Here is a 14,901-nt window from a genome sequence, read left to right as displayed (position 1 = left end):
TGCAGCCAAGGGCGAAGTCTGGTTGCATCCTCACCATGATTTCGCGCTGCCGTGCCCTTTCTGGCCTAACCAAAAGTCCCCCATGAGCTGGGATACGCTGCTGCTTCTCTTTCTTGCTGGGTTGAGCGCGGGGTTCATTGACTCCATCGCTGGGGGTGGGGGGCTGATCTCCCTGCCGACGCTGCTTTGGGCCGGGCTGCCACCGCATCTGGCCTTGGGCACCAATAAGATGCAGAGCACCTTTGGCACGCTGCTGGCCGTGCGGCGCTATGCGCAGGCAGGGCTGGTGCAGTGGGCCCAGGTGCGGTTGGCCGTGGCGGTCACCTTTGTTGCGGCCCTGCTGGGCACTCTGGCAGTGACGCAGGTGAGCCCCGATCTGCTGAAAAAGCTGGTGCCCTGGCTGCTGCTGGGCATCGCCGCATACGCACTGGTGAGTCCACGCTTCGGCCAGCAGGCTGCACGCGCCCGGCTCACGCCCACCGTTTTTGCCTGCCTGGGTGGCTGCGTGCTGGGGTTTTACGATGGCTTCCTGGGCCCTGGCACGGGCACTTTCTGGACGGTGGCCTGTCTCTCCCTCCTGGGGCTGAATCTGCTCCACGCCACCGCCTACACAAAGGTGGTCAACCTCACCAGCAACCTCGCTTCCGTTTCGGTCTTTATCTGGGCTGCACAAGTCCGATATGACATCGCCGCCGTGATGATCGCGGGCCAGCTCATCGGTGCCCGGCTTGGCTCGGGCCTCGTCATCCGCCATGGAGCTCCCTTCATCCGTGTCATGTTCCTCCTCGTCGTTTTTGCCCTGGTGGTGAAGCTGCTGTGGGATCAATGGGCGGCAGGCTCTTGATCCCAGGGCGAATGCGGTGCATCTTGGCGGCTTCCCTCTCCCCCCATGCCACGCATCCTCGCCATTGATCACGGAACCGTCCGCATCGGACTGGCCATCAGCGACGAGATGGAGCTGACCGCCAGCCCGCTTAAGACCCTGGAGTCCAAGTCCGAGGTGGAGCGCGAGATCGCCCGCATCGCGCGGGAGAAACACATCGCCCGCATCGTCATCGGCATGCCTTTTCTCATGAGCGGCAATCGGGGCGAGGCGACGGAGCGTGTGGAGAAATTTGCCGATCGTCTGGGCAAGGCTCTTCAGCATGAGCTGCCCATCGAGTTTGTGGATGAGCGCCTCTCCTCCGTGGAAGCGGAAGCCTCCATGTCCCGGGCAGGCATCACCGATAAGCGCCAGCGCAACGAGATCGTGGATCAGTTGGCCGCTGTGGTCATCCTGCAAGATTACCTCAATAGCCAGCGCGGCCCGGCGGGCTTTCTCCTGCCGGATGAAACCTACGACCTGGAGTGGACTAACCATGAGTCGAAGCGACGCCGAAAGTAAGCTGGGGCTGAACAAAGGCCCAGGTCCGGGACTGCGGCGTCTGCGTGTGGTGGTGGCCTACTGCGGCACCCCCTGGCGGGGCTGGCAGGCCCTGGCCATCGGCGGCGGCATCCAGGATGAACTGAGCGCTGCCGTATTCAAGGCCACCCAGGCCGTCACCACCGTTCACGGCTCGGGCCGCACGGATGCGGGCGTGCATGCCCTGGGCCAAGTGGCCCACATGGACGTGCCCGTGACCCTTCGCATGAGCGATGAAGCCTGGGTGAAAGCCGTCAACGCCTGCCTGCCCCTCACCATCCGCTTGGTGGATGTGCGCGCGGCTGAGCCGCCGACTTTTCACTCCCGTTACGATGCGAAGGGCAAGGTCTATCGCTACCGCATCTGGCGCGCGCCCCAGCTTTCCCCCTTTGAATCCGATCGCGTCTGGCACATCCACGGCCCGCTGGACATGGCGGCCCTGCAGACCTGCCTGGACAGCCTCGTGGGCACGCACAACTTCGTGCGCCTTTCCGCGAATCGCGGTGACATGCCCGAGACCCAACGCCGCGCTCTCCCAGAGAAAACAACGCGCACCATTCATCGTGCCGAGATGCGTGAGGACGGGGACATCCTGGAACTGGAATTCGAGGGTGATGGCTTCCTTTATAAAATGGTACGCCTCATTGTGGGCAGCCTCATCCTCGTCGCACGTGGCCGCGCCACGGTGCCCTGGTTTCAGAGCCTGCTTACCGACGATACGGCCCCCCAGAGCAACCAGATGGCCCCGGCGGGCGGGCTGTATCTGGTGCGTGTTTTGTACTGACGCGGGTTTGGGCAGGGCGTTTCTCATCCCATCTGAGCGGTCGCAGGCCCTCGTTGCGGAGTTCATCTTTTCTTGGCGCGGTCGAAGCGGCTTTGGCGATTGATCTCGGGTTCCGGGGGAGGTGGGGCTTCGGGGGGCGGGGGAGCGGCTGTGGGGGGAGGGGTGGCTTCCTTGTGAACGCGCTTTTGATGAGCCAGGACGGCGGGGCTGGGGGAGGGACGGTTGCCTTTGATCTTCCAGCCTGCGAAGGCCCATACGGGGAGATGCCAGCCGGTGCGGGTGATGAGGGCCTCGGCCAGCATGAGGATGAGGGCGAGGAGGAGGAGTTCGTTGCGGAGGTCCACGAAACGTTCGGCACGGGGGCTGCGCCAGGCTTGGCTGAGTTCCAGCAGTTCACGGCCACCGCTCGCCAGGGAGACCTGCTTCAGTTCCTCGGTGCGGGCTTCATCAAAGGCCCACTCGGTGCTGGTGCCCACGAGGGTGGGACCGAAGGGCAAGGCCTGGGTACCCACCTGAACGGCACCGCGTACCATTTCGCCTTCGGGCAGGTCCACGCGGGCCTGGTAATGGCCGGGGGAGAGACGTTCCCAGGCCAGCTCATGGCTAGAGCCGGCGGTGGCCCCATGGGCGAGCATGATGCGGGGTGCCTTGGCCATGAGACGCTGTTCCCAGGTATCGTCATGGAGGAGGTCAATGGTGAGCCCGGTGCCTTCCAGGCGGTGCTTGAGGCCGATGCCGGGAGGCAACTGTTCCCCCATCAGCCAGCGGGTCAGGGTTTGGAGGAAGTCGCCGTATTTCGGCCAGGCGCGGGTCTGGGCGGAGAACTCGCCCCCCAGAGGGAAGGTGATGGCGGCGGTGCGGCCGATGCCGCGCTGGCCAAAGGCGACGAGCGGGGCGGTGTATTCATCCTGGGTGATGAGGGCCTGGCTGGCCCAGTCGCGCAGGTAACAGAGATTGTAGCCATCGGCCTGGGCATGCCAGTCGAGGGGCTGGCTGGTGATTTCAAACCAACCACCGGCGGCCTGGGTTTTGACCGGGTCGCGGATGAAGGCGCTGCGGGCCACGGCCACGGTTTCCTGGCTGAAGATGCTGGGGAGTTCCTCGGCCTTGTCGGTGAAAAAGAGGCGGCCTTTGCCGCGTGTGGCAATGTCTTCGAGCAGTTGGGCATCCGAGTCGGCGCGGGTGCCGAGGGCGATGACGCTGAGGGTGCCGCCATTGGCGAGGATTTCATCAATGAGGTTTTTGTAATCGCCGGGCTCTTCTGAGTCGGCGGCATCGGAAAACAGGATGATGTGGCGCTGACCGGCCGGGGCGGTTTTGAGCTGATCCCAGGCGGCTTTGAGGCCATTGTAAACAAAGATGCCGCCGCCGGTGCTTTCGATGCGGCGCACGGCGCTTTCCATGCTTTCGCGGTTAGGCCCGACAGGCTGAAGGGGGACCATCTGGTGGGCTTCGCTGTCCACGGCGAAAACGGTGAGCAGATCCTGCGGACCGAGGAAGCGGATGGCATTGGCCGCGCCTTCATCGGCGAGGGCCATTTTGGTGAAGCCGTTTTTGACGGTCATGCTCATGGAGCCGCTGCGGTCCATGACGATGGCCATGGCGACCATCAGTTTGCGGTGCTCCTGCTTGAGCTCCATGGAGACAGGCAGGAGGGAATCTATGGAGGACTCGAAGTAGCCGCCTGCGGCAAAGCTCTTCTGGCCGCCAGCCATGAGCAAGCTGCCGCCCTGCTCACGAACGTAGAAGTCGAGGGAGGAGAGGAATTCGCCGGGCAGTTCAAAGGCGGGAACGTTGTTGAGGATGACACATTTGGCCCCGGCGAGCTGGCCGGTGCGGACGCTGCGCAGATCGGTGACGGTTTCGACGGTGAAGCCCTGGCGCTGCAAGGTGGTGGCCACGGGATCGTCGGTGTAGGAGGTGAGGAGAAGGACGCGAGGGCCACCGGCGATCTCGATCATGGCTTCATGGCGGTTGTTGCCGGGGTGGGCATCGATGGCGGGCTGAATGATGGCCTCATAGTGGGCCACACCTGCATTGCCCAAGCGGTCGGTGAGGCGGATCAAACCTGTGCCGAGGCGGATGTCCACTTCGGCGGTTTTCAGTTCGCGGCCCTGACGCATGAGCTTGAGTGGCACAGGGCCATCGCGCGTGCCGCGGACTTCGATCTCGATGAGGAAGGGTTCGCCAAGCTGGGCCTTGGTGGGCAAACGCAAGGCGGAGATGCGGTAGTCGGTGGGCTCGGGATCGCGGGCGAGGTAGTAATCCAGTTCGATGCCTTCGGCCTTGAGCTTTTCGGCGATGCCGGTGAGGGGTTCGGTGGCATAGCCATCGGTGAAGATGAGCAGGCGGGCGGGGCGACCTTCGCTCTCCTTGCCGACTTGGACGAGGGCCTGTGTGAGAGCCTGGGCGGTGCGGGTGGACTGGCGCTGGCGGTCATATAGCTCGGCTCCTTCCGCGCCACGGCGCATGACTTCCTCGGCGAAGCTGAGCTGAAACATCCGGTCGCTGGGGCCGCGGCTTTGCTCCAGCAGCTTATCCCATTCGGGCAGTCCTTTGGCCATGGGCTTTTCGGCGGAGGCGGAACTGTCGAGCAGGACCCAGAGGTCCACACCATCGGCAAGCCGCCGCCACTGGGGCTGGGCGAGAACGAGGGCGAGAAGGCCTAACAAAAAGAGTCGCAATGGACGCCAGACGCCCAGACGAGGCAGCCACCAGCCTGCCAACAGCAGGACGGGGAAGAGGGCAAGCCATTCGGGGTGACGCAGGATCATGAAGAGGGGCCGGACAAAGGGTTCAAGGCGGGGGCGGGTGTCTTGTCGCGACCCCGCCACCAGCTACCCAGAAGGAGGGCGAGAAGAAGTAGGGTCCAGGGCCGCCAGCGTGGATCGGGCTCCTGGAGAGACTGAACCTGCTCGGTCTGAAGGGAGGCACGTTCGTCGAAGGGCTTGCAGTTGCTGAGGTCGGCTTCGCGCGAGTCCGCAAAGTGGGCGGCGGCGATGAGCAGGTTTTGCGGTCCCTGGGTGATTTCGAAGAAGGCAGGGGTGGCAGGTGCGCGCAGCAGGTGGGCCTGGGTCAGGGGAAGCGTTTCGGTTTTGCCTCCCTGGATTTTCAGGGTGAGAGGGGAGGCGCTTTCCAGTCGGCTGTGGGCGACGGTGAGGCGCTGGCGGAGATCGTAGTTGGCGCTTTCAGGTGCGATTTTTTCCCCGCGCACCTGTTCGAGAAAACGATGAAGCAGGACGGCGAGCGCGGGCAGCTTCCGGGCATTGCTGGTGGCGAGATCGAAATGGCAGAAAAGCTGACGGGCTCCCGCCGGTGTTTGGCGCAGGCTAATGAGTGGCCGCTCGCCCTGCCAGAGAAGCACGCGGTCGAGATGATCGCGTGGCATGACCATGCCTTCGCGGACGAGGAGGGACTGCCAGTTTAGCCCGTCCGTGAGCGGATGGGCTTCACCGACGATGGCCCCGCGAAGAGGCGGGGGATTGGCAACCTGGGAAGGGGTGGCAAAAAGGCAGGCGTGTTGGGTGGCTTCCAGCGCAACGCTGGGCGGCCAGGTGATGACCTGGAGATCGGCCTGCTGGGCTTCCTTGGCCACGGTCGTGTGGGCATAGCTGCTGAACAGGCTGACGATTTCCTGAGTGGCCAAATTTTTGGGCACCGGGAGGTGAAGAGCCAGGGTCTTGGGCTGCGGACGCACGAAGGGAAGTTCATCATCGAGAGTCAGGGCATCGGGAGTGAGGGTGAGACGGAGGGCGTTTTGAGCTTCCAAAAAAGGGCCGGACAGGGTGCGCGATTCGCGCGGGGCGAGGGTGATTTTGATGGGGGCAGAGGCCTGGGGGCCTGAGGAGACGACCCATTCCCGCTCCTGGGGTGAGGCGCTGTAGTTGCGGACGATGGCGCGCCAGAAGTCCTGGCCGTCCTGTTCCTCGACGGAAATGCCGGCCCAGCCGACGTTGGCGTTTTCCTGGCCGATGGACAGGGCTTTGGCGGCGAAGGGCAGGGAGGCGGAAGGAGGATGATCGGTGATGAGAAGCACCGCGCCAAGAGGGCCGGAAAAGCTGCGGGCAGTGCGGAGGGCGGGGGTGAAATCATGTGTGCCCAGGAGCGGCTGCCAGGCGGAGAGGGAGGCCATGAGATCGCCAGAAGTGCCTCCGTAGTAGAGGTTGGCGGCATTGACGTCGGTGCTGAGCAAGGCCAGTTCGGCCCGTGCTCCCAGGGGCAGGATGCTGGCCAGGGTCTCACGGATGGCCTTTTCAGCCGATGGCCGGAAGGCCTGCATGGAAGCGGAACTGTCCAGAACAATGGCGATGCGGTGCACTGCATCCTGGCGCAACCAGCGGGGGCCGGCGAGCAGCCAGGTGAAGATGAGCACGATGAGCAACTGCAGCCAGAGGGGGATGGAAAGGCGGAGTTTTTCGATGCGATTGCCCTTTTCCGATTCGCGCTGGAGCTGCTGGAGAAGGAACAGCGTGGTGACGGTGACGCGGCGGCTGCGACGCTGGAGAAAATGGATGGCCAGCACCAGGGGGATGCCCAGCAAGGCCCAGAGGGCGGCAGTGTGGGTGAAGGCGGGCATGAGGAAAGAGTTTCTTCGGAGCAGCGGGATTCGTCCAGCAGGGGATTAGAAAAATGTCTGGTCAGCTACTGGCGCGATGAGTCTGTGACTGGGGATGGGGAGAGGATGCGTTTTTTCCCCATTTGGCGATCTGGTGAAGCAATCCTCTGGCAATCAACGACTTGGGATGGGGATGGCGTGGGGATCATCATCCCCATGGTGTCCCCATGACTTCCCCATGGGGAAGAGGACGGGAATGATGGAACGAACGAGACCATCTGAAGAAGACAAAGGATCTGACCAAGAAGACGTGGCGTCCATGGCGCGGCAACGTCTGGAAACCCGTCTAATATCCGGCACGGCCAGGGCCCAGGCAAGCGGCTGAAAGTGGACTTTGGGGGGCGGTTATGGACACAAAAAAAGCGGAGGCTTTTGGCCTCCGCTTTTGAATTGAGATGGGGCAATCAGCCCAGGGCCGCCGTGGCTTCCTTGCCTTCCAGCACGCGAGCATTCGGCTCTTTGATTTCGTGGACGATGCGCACGAATTTGAGGAGCTTGATGACGTAGTAGGTAGGGTCAATTTCCCACCAGAAGAACCCCTGGCGTGCGCAGTGTGGGTAGTAGTGGTGGTTGTTGTGCCAGCCTTCGCCCAGAGTCAGGATGGCGAGGATGAAGGAGTTGCGGCTGGATTCGCCAGTTTCATAACGACGGCTACCGAGAAGGTGGCAGAAGGAATTGATGGCGAAGGTGGTGTGATAGAGGATGACGGTGCTGAGGCAGAAGCCCCAGAGGAAGTACATCAGGCCGCCCATCGCGGTGCCGGTCATGAGGAGACCGAAAACGTAAGTGGCGATGGCCAGGGCCACCGGCGGGATGAAGTGGTATTTGTCAATGAAGACGAGCTCACGGAACTTGGTGAGGTCTTTGACGCGCTTGGCGTCATAGTCATTGTAGTCGGGGGCAAGGATCCAGCCGACGTGGGCCCAGTAGAAGCCCTGCTGCTTGACGGAGTGGATGTCTTCTTCCTGATCGGAATGCTGGTGATGGTGACGGTGATGGGCGGCCCACCAAAGAGCGCCTTTTTGGGCGGACATGCCTCCAAGCCAAGCCAGGACGAACTGGAACCAGCGAGAGGTTTTATAAGAACGATGGGAGAAGTAGCGGTGGTAGCCACCGGTAATGCCAAATTTACGGATCAGAAACAGTCCCAGGCAGAGCAGGATGGCTGTCAGATCCGGTTTCACAAAGAATGCCGTGATGGCAAGAGCGTGGATTCCAAAAAAGAGGATGCCACCGGTGGTAAGTTGAAAGGCGGGTTTAGTCACAAGTAGAAAAACGGGAAACCACAGATGACAGTTATTTGCAAAAAATCAACCTCCCGATTTCAAAGCGGCAGGATTGGCACAGTTTTGCAAGCAGCGGGCGTGTCGTGCAAAATGCCTTTTTAGGCTGTCTCGCCGCTTGGGTTGTGAGGATGAGGTCTGCCTTTTGCCTGCGAACGAAAGCGGTGTCGCCGAAGCCTGTTGGCCCCGGCTTCTTTGCCACCGCACTCCTGGACGCTTCGCGTGGGGTGAGTTCGCGCCCAAACCTGAGGCCAGGAGGGCCTCATCGTCTGCGCTCTCCCACCTCGCCCCGAGATTACTCTTCGGGGGCGTCCTCGGGGGTGTCTTGGGCAGCGGCTTTTTTGGCGAAGCGGCCTTTTTTAGGGGCTGCGGGGGCCTTAGGTTTGGCTTCACGGGGTGGGAATTCCCAGCCGAGGAGGCGTTTTTCACCGGGCTTGCAGAGCAGGAAGGCGCTGAAGGGGCGGTCGCGTTTGGAGATCATGCCAGCGATGACGTCGGTCTTGCCTTCGGTGAAGAACTTGATGGCGTTCTCCTCGCTGATTTCCTTCTTGCAGAGGACCTTGGGCAGACGGGCATTGCAGGCTTTGGCGTCCTTGGCGGCAATGTTGCAGATGTAATGGTCCGGGGTGTTGTAGATTTTGCCATCGCGCTTTTTGAGGGCGCAAACGGGGCATTTGGCGATGGGAGTGGCGCTGGCGAAATCGAAGGGCGGTGGGGCGTCGGGATCGTTTTCGCCACCGGGGAAGACGAAGGCGGTTTTGCCGTCGTCCTTGACCTCAATGCCGGCGGTGAAGTCCTTGCCAAGGCGGCTGCGGAAGCCTTCCATGGGAGGAAGGAAGCGTTTTTCGAGGAGCTCGCGGAGGAGGTCTTCGCCCAGTTCGCGACCGGCGATGACCTTGTAAACGCGGACTTTGCACTCAGGGTTTTTGCAGGAGACGTAGTCTTCCTTCTGTTCGAAGCCGCGCTGGCCGCAGACGCCGCACTTGGCATCGAAGTCGGGATAGACGCGGTCTTTGGCGATCTTCTGATAAGCTTTGGTTTTTTCGACCACCTGGTTGGTGAGGTGGCGGATGTCGCGCATGAAGCTGCCGCGATCGAGCTTGTTCTGCTCCATCTGGCGGAGTTTATACTCCCACTGGCCGGTGAGTTCGGGGCTGCTGAGGGCCTCGATGCCGATCTGGCTGATCTGGTCAATGAGGGTGAGTCCCTTGCTAGTGACGGCGATGTTCCGTTCGACGCGCTCGATGTATTTGTCCGAGATGAGGCCTTCAATGATGGCGGCGCGGGTGGCGGGGGTGCCGAGGCCGCGTTCGCTCATGGCTTCGGCGAGTTCTTCATCTTCGACGAGCTTGCCTGCGCCTTCCATGGTAGAAAGGAGGGTGGCTTCATTGAAGCGGGCCGGAGGCTTGGTCTGCATTTCGGCAGCTTCGATGTCCACGGTGCGGGCGCTGTCGCCGTCTTTGGCGAGGACGAGGAGCTTGGACTTGCTGTCGCCTTCGGCAGCGGCTTCTTCGGCGGCCTTTTTGCCATAGACGGCGAGCCAGCCGGACTCGACGAGGACCTTGCCCTCGCTCTTGAAGGCATCGTGGTCCACGCGGGTGATGCGGGTGGTGACTTCAAACTCGGCGGGGGGGAAGAAGACGGCGACGAAACGGCGGGCGACCATGTCGAAGAGCTTTTGCTCAGCCTCGGGCAGTTCCTTGGGCGGGATGAGGCCGGTGGGGATGATGGCAAAGTGGTCGCTGACCTTGGTGGTGTCGAAAACGCGCTTGGTGGGGCGCACCCAGTTTTTGTCCAGCGCGGTGGCGGCGTGGGTGCCGAGGTCCTGGGGGAGGGCGCCGGGCTTGCGGGTATCCTGCCGGGCAAAGGTGCTGAGGGTTTCCTTGACGGTGCCGAGGTAATCCTCAGGGAGGTAGCGGGAGTCGGTACGGGGATAGGTGAGAACCTTGAACTTTTCGTAGAGGGCCTGGGCGATCTGGAGGGTGCGGCGGGCGGAGAAGCCGAAGCGGTTGCTGGCCTCGCGCTGGAGGCTGGTGAGATCGTAGAGAAGGGGGGCGATCTGTTTGGTCGGGCGGGTGACCTGCTCGATCTTGCCCGGTTTGCCGAGACAGCGCTGGACGATGGCCTGGGCTTTTTCGAGGTCCCAGAGGCGCTCGGGCTTTTTGTGCTCGTCGGTTTCGTCTTTTTTGAAGGATTCGTCGAACCAGCGGCCCTCGTAGCTGCCGGCGGGGACTTCGAAAAGGCCGTGCACTTCAAAGTAAGTGCGGGAGACGAAGGCCTGGATTTCGAGCTCGCGCTTGGCGAGGATGGTGAGGGTAGGGGTCTGGACGCGTCCGGCAGGGGTGAGGCGGAAGCCGCCGTTGCGGGAATTCAGGGCGGTGAGGGCGCGGGTGGCATTGATGCCGACGAGCCAGTCGGACTCGCTGCGGCACTTGGCGGCATCGGCGAGGGGACGCATTTCGGTGTCGCTACGCAGCTTTTTGAAGGCTTCGAGGATGGCACCCTGGGTCATGGACTGCATCCACAGGCGCTGGACGGGCTTTTTGATGCCGGCGGCCTCGACGATGTAGCGGAAGATGAGTTCCCCCTCGCGGCCAGCATCGCAAGCATTGATGAGCTGGTCCACGTCCTTGCGCTTCATGAGGCGGCTGAGGAGCTTGAAGCGGTCGGCGCTGTCTTCGATGGGCTTGAGTTCGAACTCCTCCGGCATGATTGGCAGGTGGGTCCAGCCCCAGCCGATCTTTTTGCCGTTCACCTCGGGGAAGCCAAGTTCGATCAAGTGACCGATGGCGCTGGAGATGACGTGGGTCTCGTTTTCAAAGTAGTCTTTCTCCTTGGTGAAGGGAGTCATGCCGGGCGCCTTCGCCAGGGCACGGGCAAGGTCGGTGGCCACACTGGGTTTTTCGGCAATGATGAGGGCCTTGGGCATGATGGGTGTCGTTAACGGAAATGGGGGCAACCAAGGGCACGCATTCCACCCCCCTGTCAAATTTTTCAGTGGAGGGAGGTGGGCAGCGGCGTGCCGAAAGCGCGGGGCTGCCGGATGGAACCGAAGGTTTTTTCTGCGGGAAGGCTTTTATTGGGCCTTTTTCTTTTTTTTGCCTTTGCCCTTCTTGGCAGGGGCTTCGGTGGGGGTATTGGGGGTGGGCATGCGGGCGCCGACGGTTTTTCTCCAGGCGATCATCTGGCTCTGCAATTCCTTCACTTTGTCAGGCTGGGCGGAGGCGAGATTTTTGGTTTCGCCGATGTCGTCATCGAGGTTGTAGAGCTCGAGGCGGCCGTCTTCGAAGTATTCCATGAGCTTCCAGCGGCCCTGCTGGATGAGGCCGACGGGGGTGGTGCGCCAGGTGTTTTCGCCTGCGCCGAGGTAGCCGGGGAAGTGCTGGAAGATGGCGGGGCGCTGCAGGGCGGCCTTTGGATCTTTGAACAGGGGGACGAGGCTTTCGCCATCGAGGGGGTAGTTTTCTGGGGCGGCTGCACCGGCGATCTCCAGCAGGGTGGGGTAAAGATCCACATGGATGCTGGGCTGGCCGACTTGGCTCCCGGCGGGTGTGGTGCCGGGCCAGCGGACGATGAAGGGAACGCGGGTGCCGCCTTCATAGAGGCTGCCTTTGCCGCTGCGGAGGGGGGCGTTGTCGGTGGTGTCGCCGCCTTTTTTGATGCCTTCGCGGGTGTAACCGCCGACGCCGCCGTTGTCGCTGGTGAAGATGAGGACGGTGTTGTCGGTGAGGCCCTGTTTGTCGAGCTCGGCCATGACGCGACCGACGCTTTCATCGACGCTGGCTATCATGGCGGCATAGACGGGATTGTTATGGCCGCCGACGCCGGGTTTGGTCTTGAATTTTTCGATGAGTTCGGGCTTGGCGTGGATGGGGGAGTGGACGCCGTAGTGAGGGATGTAAAGGAAGAAGGGGTGGTCCTTGTGGCGCTGAATGAAGTCCACGGCTTTGTCGGTGAGGAAGTCGGCGAGGTACTGGCCTTTGGGGTAGGCGACTTCTGGAGTGGTGCGGAAATCGAAGTGCTTGCCGCTGGATTCGATGGCTTCATCGAAGCCGCGTTTGCCAGGGTGGAACTCTTCCTTCATGCCGAGGTGCCATTTGCCAAACATGCCGGTGGCGTAACCGGCCTTTTTCAGGGACTGAGCGATGGTGATCTTCTCCAGCGGCAGGGAGGTGACGTTTTCTACCGGGCGGAGGGGGCGGGTCTGCCACTCGAAGCGGCCGATGTCGCCGACGGTGTAAACGCCGGTGCGGGGGGCGTACTGGCCGCTCATGAGGGCGGCGCGGGTGGGCTGGCAGTTCTGGCAGTGGTGGTGGCTGGTGAGCTTCAGCCCCTGGGTGGCGAGCTTATCAATGTTCGGGGTCTCGTAGTACTGGCTGCCGAAGGTGGCGACATCGGTGTAGCCGAGGTCATCTGCCATGATGAAGATGATGTTAGGTGGGGCGGCCGGGAGGGCGGTGGTGAAGAGGGCGATGGCGGCGGCGAGCAGGGAGCGCATGATGGGGCTGAAACGAAGGGAGGCGAGGGATCTTGCGCCGGGGTGAATGTCAGGCAGGAAAGCGGGGGCGGAGGCCGTATCTGGGGGATGCGATACCTTTTGTTTCTCGGGTGCCTGCTGATGGGCGGGGCGGTGATGGCCCAGGATGGGGCGGGCTTCCGCCTGGCGACCTTCAGTGTGGATGTGACGATCCCGAAGGGGCATCCGTGCATGGGCGGCGGCATCGCGCCTGCCAAGGAGGTGGGTGACCCGCTGTATGCGAAGGGCTTTGTGCTGACGGGCGGGGACAGGCCGATGGTGCTGGTGAGCTTTGACTGGTGTGAGATCCGCGGGACGTCGTTTGAAAAATGGCAGCAGGCGCTGGCTGTAGCGGCGGGGACGGAGCCGGAGCGGGTGATGATCCACAGCACGCATGTGCATGATGCGCCGGTGATGGATGAGGAGGCGGAGAAGCTGCTGCGCGAGATGGATGCGACGGGGGCATGGAAGAAAATCCCGGCGCCTGCGCCGGAGGCGGCCATCCAGGTGGCCTCGGTCTGCTGGCCGGCCTTTAATGAGGAGTGCATCGAGAGGGTGGCCAGGGCGCTGAGCGAGGCACTGCCAAAGGCGCGGCGGGTGACGCACCTGGGGCTGGGCAAGGCTGAGGTGCAGCAGGTGGCAAGCAATCGGCGGTATCTCGGCGGAGACGGGCGGGTCTTTTACAACCGGATGAGCCGGAGCACGATCCCGGACGCGCAGAAAGCGGATGTGGGGACGATCGACCCCTGGCTGCGCACGCTGAGCTTTTGGGACGGGGACACGCCGGTCTGTGCGCTGCACGGGTATGCGGTGCACCCGATGAGCAGCTACGGGAAGGGGCGGGTTTCCGCTGACTTTCCAGGGCGGGCGCGGGAGAAGATGCAGGCGGCCTACCCAGAAGTGTTGCAAATTTATGCGAGCGGGTGCTCCGGCAATGTGACGGCGGGGAAGTGGAACGCAGGCGCGCCGGACAATCTGGAAGTGCTGGCAGGGCGGCTGAATGCGGCGATGCAGGAGGCGTGGAAGGGGACGCAAAAGGTGCCGCTGGAGCAGTCGCAATTCAGGATGGTGCGGATGCCGCTGGGGGCGCGCAACACGCTGGCGCACACGGAGACGATCCTGCGGAAGAGGCTGGCCGAGGGGGTGAGCCCTTTTGAAAGAGCGGAGGCGGCGATGGGGCTGGCCTGGTATGAGCGGGTGAAGCGCGGGCACCGGGTGCAGGTGCCGTGTGTGGATTTTGGCCCGGCGCAGGTACTACTGCTGCCGGCGGAGGCGTATGTGGAGTTTCAGCTTTTTGCGCAGGCGTGCCGACCTGACAGCTTTGTCTTCACTCTGGGGTATGGGGAATGTGGGCCCGGCTACATCCCGATCGAACGGTCCTGGAAGGAGCAGGACAGCAATCTGAACGACTGGGCCTGGACGCCGCCGGGCAGCGAGGCGGTGATGAAGAAGGCGATCCGGGAGGTGCTGGCGGCCCCCTGAGGACCGCGCAGCGGGATGCTGATGACTCAGCGGCCGGGAGGTGGGCCACCGGGGCCGCCAGGAGGCGGGCCTTCGCCACGGCGAGGACGGCCACCTTCGGGGGGAGGGCCACCAGGGCGACGGCGCTGTTCGGGATCTTCCGGGGTGCTGCCAATGACGATGTCCCAGGTGCCGAGGAGTTCAGCACTGCCGGTTTCTTTGGGCTTGAACTCGCGAATCACGGAGAGGCGCTGAGCCTCGTTGCCCATGCTGCGGAGGACGCCATCGCGGTCATTCTGCGGCACGCCAGCAATGTACAGCTGGGTGGTGAGCATGCGTTTGTCGCCCTGTTTCACGGCAACATGCCAGTGGATGGTGCGGCCGGTGTAAAGACCGGGCTTGATGGTACGGAAACGATACTCGCCCTTTTCATTGGTGATGATTTTGCCGTAGCCCTGGAACTGGGGGTCGCGCTCCTTGCCACGCTGGGTGCCGCGGCTGTGGATGTAGCATCCATTGTTATCCGCCTGCCAGAGTTCGATGAGTGCATCCTGGATGGGCTTGCCATCGGCATTGAGCAGCCTGCCGCCAAATTCGGTGACGGTGCCAACGGCCTGGGCGGCATTGCCCTGGATCTGCAGGAGGTCGTTGTCTTGGTCCAGCGGCAGGTGGTCCGGGTAATAGGGGCCTTCGGTGGCGCGCGGGGTGAGCGTCAATGCCTCAGCGTAAATGGAGCTGGTGATGATGCCGCCTGTGGTAAGGAGCAGGCTTTGGAGGAGGCGGCGGCGATCAAAGCGGATGTGGAATGGGTCGGTGCTCATGGCGGGTGGTTGGTCGAAG

At 62.7% G+C, this 14,901-nt stretch carries 10 protein-coding genes; 4 read left to right on the top strand and 6 right to left on the bottom strand.

From position 1 onward, the window contains the following. Positions 1–82 precede the first annotated feature (82 nt). From ABEB25_RS09395 to truA, 3 genes are read left to right on the top strand one after another with little or no spacing between them, the layout of a single operon-like run. Positions 83–844: a TSUP family transporter gene (locus ABEB25_RS09395; protein WP_345736130.1), complete on the top strand. Its 762-nt coding sequence runs from the start codon at positions 83–85 to the stop codon at positions 842–844. A gap of 45 nt (positions 845–889) precedes the next feature. Beyond that, complete coding sequence (gene ruvX, locus ABEB25_RS09390; protein ID WP_345736129.1) at positions 890–1,384, top strand: Holliday junction resolvase RuvX; 495 nt, start codon at positions 890–892, stop codon at positions 1,382–1,384. Further along, entirely contained in the window at positions 1,359–2,186 is an 828-nt protein-coding gene (gene truA, locus ABEB25_RS09385; protein ID WP_345736128.1) for a tRNA pseudouridine(38-40) synthase TruA, read from the top strand. Before ruvX ends, truA begins: the two co-directional genes overlap by 26 nt. A 62-nt stretch (positions 2,187–2,248) precedes the next feature. Here the strand turns inward: truA and ABEB25_RS09380 are convergent, their stop codons facing one another. The 5 genes from ABEB25_RS09380 to ABEB25_RS09360 form a co-directional block, all read right to left on the bottom strand. Continuing rightward, positions 2,249–4,960: a VWA domain-containing protein gene (locus ABEB25_RS09380; RefSeq protein ID WP_345736127.1), complete on the bottom strand. Its 2,712-nt coding sequence runs from the start codon at positions 4,958–4,960 to the stop codon at positions 2,249–2,251. Continuing rightward, positions 4,957–6,762, bottom strand: a complete 1,806-nt coding sequence (locus tag ABEB25_RS09375) for a vWA domain-containing protein (RefSeq protein WP_345736126.1) — start codon at positions 6,760–6,762, stop codon at positions 4,957–4,959. The genes ABEB25_RS09380 and ABEB25_RS09375 overlap by 4 nt, the downstream gene beginning before the upstream one ends. A 443-nt stretch (positions 6,763–7,205) precedes the next feature. Next, positions 7,206–8,066 carry an acyl-CoA desaturase gene (locus tag ABEB25_RS09370; RefSeq protein ID WP_345736125.1) on the bottom strand — a complete coding sequence of 287 codons (861 nt, stop codon included), beginning with the start codon at positions 8,064–8,066 and terminating at the stop codon, positions 7,206–7,208. 313 nt (positions 8,067–8,379) lie between these two features. Continuing rightward, a complete protein-coding gene (locus ABEB25_RS09365) occupies positions 8,380–11,013 on the bottom strand; it encodes a DNA topoisomerase III (RefSeq protein ID WP_345736124.1) in 2,634 nt (877 codons plus the stop codon). Between the two features lie 147 nt (positions 11,014–11,160). Continuing rightward, on the bottom strand, positions 11,161–12,582 hold the full coding sequence (locus ABEB25_RS09360) for a sulfatase (RefSeq protein WP_345736123.1): 1,422 nt from the start codon (positions 12,580–12,582) through the stop codon (positions 11,161–11,163). A gap of 87 nt (positions 12,583–12,669) precedes the next feature. Here ABEB25_RS09360 and ABEB25_RS09355 point away from each other — a divergent pair, with 87 nt between their 5' ends. Further along, positions 12,670–14,082, top strand: coding sequence for a hypothetical protein (locus ABEB25_RS09355; RefSeq protein WP_345736122.1), 1,413 nt, complete (start codon positions 12,670–12,672; stop codon positions 14,080–14,082). A 26-nt stretch (positions 14,083–14,108) separates the two neighbouring features. Here ABEB25_RS09355 and ABEB25_RS09350 read toward each other — a convergent pair whose 3' ends face one another. Next, positions 14,109–14,882, bottom strand: coding sequence for a dioxygenase family protein (locus tag ABEB25_RS09350; protein WP_345736121.1), 774 nt, complete (start codon positions 14,880–14,882; stop codon positions 14,109–14,111). Positions 14,883–14,901: the final 19 nt, after the last annotated feature.

Source organism: Prosthecobacter algae, from assembly GCF_039542385.1.
Taxonomy (GTDB): Bacteria; Verrucomicrobiota; Verrucomicrobiia; order Verrucomicrobiales; family Verrucomicrobiaceae; genus Prosthecobacter; species Prosthecobacter algae.
The sequence above is the reverse complement of the archived record's forward strand: the minus strand, read 5'-3'. Positions and strand labels throughout refer to the sequence as shown.

What these genes read in the sequence shown, in the direction of transcription:
- ABEB25_RS09365 (WP_345736124.1), bottom strand. Translation starts at nt 11,013, where the DNA reads ATGCCCAAGGCCCTCATCATTGCCGAAAAACCCAGTGTGGCCACCGAC.
- ABEB25_RS09355 (WP_345736122.1), top strand. Translation starts at nt 12,670, where the DNA reads ATGCGATACCTTTTGTTTCTCGGGTGCCTGCTGATGGGCGGGGCGGTG.
- ABEB25_RS09380 (WP_345736127.1), bottom strand. Translation starts at nt 4,960, where the DNA reads ATGATCCTGCGTCACCCCGAATGGCTTGCCCTCTTCCCCGTCCTGCTG.
- truA (WP_345736128.1), top strand. Translation starts at nt 1,359, where the DNA reads ATGAGTCGAAGCGACGCCGAAAGTAAGCTGGGGCTGAACAAAGGCCCA.
- ruvX (WP_345736129.1), top strand. Translation starts at nt 890, where the DNA reads ATGCCACGCATCCTCGCCATTGATCACGGAACCGTCCGCATCGGACTG.
- ABEB25_RS09350 (WP_345736121.1), bottom strand. Translation starts at nt 14,882, where the DNA reads ATGAGCACCGACCCATTCCACATCCGCTTTGATCGCCGCCGCCTCCTC.
- ABEB25_RS09375 (WP_345736126.1), bottom strand. Translation starts at nt 6,762, where the DNA reads ATGCCCGCCTTCACCCACACTGCCGCCCTCTGGGCCTTGCTGGGCATC.
- ABEB25_RS09360 (WP_345736123.1), bottom strand. Translation starts at nt 12,582, where the DNA reads ATGCGCTCCCTGCTCGCCGCCGCCATCGCCCTCTTCACCACCGCCCTC.
- ABEB25_RS09395 (WP_345736130.1), top strand. Translation starts at nt 83, where the DNA reads ATGAGCTGGGATACGCTGCTGCTTCTCTTTCTTGCTGGGTTGAGCGCG.